Annotated in this window: 4 protein-coding genes; 3 read left to right on the top strand and 1 reads right to left on the bottom strand. The window is 25.3% G+C overall.

From position 1 onward, the window contains the following. Nucleotides 1-192: 192 nt before the first annotated feature. Nucleotides 193-1,350: a S8 family peptidase gene (locus AC8IG9_RS06475; RefSeq protein ID WP_507425998.1), complete on the top strand. Its 1,158-nt coding sequence runs from the start codon at nucleotides 193-195 to the stop codon at nucleotides 1,348-1,350. Here AC8IG9_RS06475 and AC8IG9_RS06470 read toward each other — a convergent pair. Next, nucleotides 1,347-1,580: a hypothetical protein gene (locus AC8IG9_RS06470; protein WP_507425997.1), complete on the bottom strand. Its 234-nt coding sequence runs from the start codon at nucleotides 1,578-1,580 to the stop codon at nucleotides 1,347-1,349. The two genes, AC8IG9_RS06475 and AC8IG9_RS06470, sit on opposite strands and share 4 nt — an antisense overlap. 55 nt (nucleotides 1,581-1,635) lie before the next feature. Here AC8IG9_RS06470 and AC8IG9_RS06465 point away from each other — a divergent pair, with 55 nt between their 5' ends. After that, nucleotides 1,636-2,076 carry a hypothetical protein gene (locus AC8IG9_RS06465; protein ID WP_507425996.1) on the top strand — a complete coding sequence of 147 codons (441 nt, stop codon included), beginning with the start codon at nucleotides 1,636-1,638 and terminating at the stop codon, nucleotides 2,074-2,076. A 116-nt stretch (nucleotides 2,077-2,192) separates the two neighbouring features. Continuing rightward, the gene (locus AC8IG9_RS06460; RefSeq protein WP_507425995.1) at nucleotides 2,193-3,035 is read left to right on the top strand and encodes a hypothetical protein; all 843 of its coding nucleotides are present in this window, start codon (nucleotides 2,193-2,195) and stop codon (nucleotides 3,033-3,035) included. Nucleotides 3,036-3,093 lie beyond the last annotated feature (58 nt).

Raw genomic sequence — 3,093 nt, 5'->3', positions numbered from 1 at the left:
AGAAAAAACAAAATTTTTAAAAAGTATTATTTTTTTGGTTACCTCAAGGTACCTTGCCGAACCGATGACGAACCATCGGTTCGGCAAGGTACCTTACCGATGACGAACCATCGGTTCGGCAAGGTACTTTATTTTATTTATTTTTTTGGTTACTTTATTATTATTTAAAGAAAAGAAATATAGAATAATAAAATGCAGTTCATTACATTTTTGTTATCAGTGACAGTTTGTTTATCTAAAACTTTATTATTAGTTCCTAAACCACATACTATGTCAATGTTGGATTTAAACGAGTTTAATATGGAACATGATATTCATGAATTTGCGAGAATTGAGGACTTTGTTGTTTACAAGACTGAAAGTACAGATTATTTAAATACTTTGGATCAATTGTTTTATGTTGAACAGGAGCAAGAATATAGTGTAAGTTTTTTAGATACTATTTATTATAATTTTTTAGAAAATGTAGATGTTCTCTTTAATGAAACTACTGTTCCATGGCATTTGGGAAGGGTAGTTAAGCATGATCTTCCTTTAAACAATACATTTAATTATTCAAGATGCAATACAAATAACGACATTATTGTTAATAATATTGTAATTGATACTGGAATTGACATTCATCATCAGGAGTTTGAAGGTCGTGCGACTTGGTTAGGTAATTTTGCAGATGACTCTGACAAGGATGGAAATTCTCATGGTACTCATTGTGCTGGTTTAATTGGAAGTAAGACTTTTGGTGCTTGTAAGGATGCTAATTTATTTGCGATTAAAGTATTAGGATCTGATGGATCTGGTACTACAAGTGGTGTTATTGCTGGTATTGAGGCTGCATTTAAGCATCATATTAAACAAAAGGTGAATAATAAATCAAAGGTTGTAAAAACTGTTGTATCGATGAGTTTAGGTGGTGGTAAAAGTATAGCGTTAAATAAGGCTGTTCAAGCTACATTAAAGGATCCAAACTTTTACTTTGCTGCAGCTGCAGGTAATGAAAACAATGATGCTTGTGGTACAAGTCCTGCTAGTGTAAAGGAAATTTTTACAGTAATGGCGAGTGACCGTAATGACAAGAGGGCATATTTTAGTAATTATGGAACTTGTGCTGACATCTATAGCCCTGGTGTTGATATTGAAAGTACAATTCCAAATGGTAAAACTGCAGTTTACTCTGGTACAAGCATGAGTACACCTTTAATGGTTGGTATTTTAACACATTATATCAATATGTATCCAGAATTAGCGATGAAAGAAATGAAAACAAAAATTTTAAGTGATGCTACAAAGGATCATATTAAAAGTAATAGAGGTAAAACTAATAATTTATTAGTTTATTTAGAAAGAGTTTAATTATTATTTTGGTTGATGTTTCTAGAATAATTTTTTTTATTATATATTTCTAATGTAATATCAAAGATCAAGATGTACATGTAAATTAACAAAGTAATTAATAAAATAAAAAACACATAAAAGATAGAAATAAAAATAGGAGGTATTTCTCCAAAGACTAATTTAAGTTCAATTTGCGGAAATTCTTCAGACATTTTTATTAAAAAAAATGATTTTTTATCTAAATTCATTTTTTAATTTAAAGGTACCTTACAGATGTTATTTAGTAAATGGTATATAAAACTAATGTTGAATAGTGTGGATAAAACAGATGATATATATAAATTTTGTCTAAAGAATCCTAAAATTTGTGGAAAAAACAAAGAAATTATTTGTAAAAAAATATTAATATCAAGTGGTTATAAAAAGTTTTTAACTAAAAATTATTACTCTATATTTAAAGAACTTTTAAATATAAAAAAAAAGATAAAATTTAATTGTCGTAATGACATTTCTATGACGCAAACGTTATGGAATTATTGTAAAATATATGGAAGTATTGAATTAAAACATTTTGTAAATATAAATAAACCTAATAACATAATAGATTATCAATATGAAGAAATATTTGATAAAGGATGTATTTATACATCTAACGAAGACATCGTAATATCTCATGTATGGCAAGGTACGACAAATACAATAATTACTTTAAATGAAATTTACAGTGAAATTAATTTAGTGTAAAACAAGAATGTCTGATAAAAGAATAATAATAAATGTATTAATAAGCATATTATTATTAATAAACAAATTAAATTAATTATTTTACAAATTAATTTTAGATAGTATAAGTAATAGGGATGTTTGAAAACATACAAAATTTATTTTTAGATAAGCACGGTTCTTATTATAGAATATTACAATTTGAATCAATAAGTATTTTTGTTATTATTTTAATATTTTTTACATTTTATTTTAATAAAAGTTATGGTTTTGTTATTATATTGATTGTTTTTGCATTATATTTATCAGATTCATATATTGGAATAAAAAACAATAATTTTGAAAATTTTAATGAAATAACAATGGTAAAATTGGAAACATTAAAGGAGTTATCTAACAAATACATTGAAAATAAGATGAAATTAATTAGAAATTCAAATCCTCAAAATATGAAAGCTGCAGATATAAAACGTATATATGATTCTAATAATCTAGATTCTTTATATATAGATGCAAATTTAATACATTTTTTACATTCAATAAAAGCTTTATCTGATTATAATTTAAATGAATTTTTTGAATTATTAAAGGGAACAAATTCTATATTAAAAATTAAAAGGGATATAGATGAATATTATGAAGCGAATGGGTATTATCCAGATAATACGTCTGAATTATTAGAAGGTTCTTTAGAACTTAGAAGAAATGTTGTAAATAATTTACATAATTTCATATATACTGTTCCTAAAATAAATAAAATGTATAGATATTTATCAAGTTCTACAGAAAGATTTGGTATTTTAATATCAAGAGTAACAGATTCTATACATTCTTCTTATAAAAATAATATAGATTTAAGAGGTGTTAATGCTAATACCAAATTTGTTACTTATAATAAGACAAAGCCATATGACGACCAAGAGAATTATTCAAGTATTCCTGGGAAAAAAGATTCTAAATTATTAAAATTTTATTATTAACGTAAAGTACCTTGCCGAACCGATGGTTCGTCATCGGTAAGGTAACCAAAAAACAAAG

Origin of the sequence: Candidatus Allofontibacter sp. (genome assembly GCF_040404065.1) — a bacterium.
In the GTDB taxonomy this organism is placed as follows: Bacteria; Pseudomonadota; Alphaproteobacteria; order Pelagibacterales; family Pelagibacteraceae; genus Fontibacterium.
Note: the sequence above shows the minus strand (reverse complement) of the source record. Positions and strands in the feature narration are given on the sequence as shown.

What these genes read in the sequence shown, in the direction of transcription:
- AC8IG9_RS06460 (WP_507425995.1), top strand. Translation starts at nt 2,193, where the DNA reads ATGTTTGAAAACATACAAAATTTATTTTTAGATAAGCACGGTTCTTAT.
- AC8IG9_RS06465 (WP_507425996.1), top strand. Translation starts at nt 1,636, where the DNA reads ATGTTGAATAGTGTGGATAAAACAGATGATATATATAAATTTTGTCTA.
- AC8IG9_RS06470 (WP_507425997.1), bottom strand. Translation starts at nt 1,580, where the DNA reads ATGAATTTAGATAAAAAATCATTTTTTTTAATAAAAATGTCTGAAGAA.
- AC8IG9_RS06475 (WP_507425998.1), top strand. Translation starts at nt 193, where the DNA reads ATGCAGTTCATTACATTTTTGTTATCAGTGACAGTTTGTTTATCTAAA.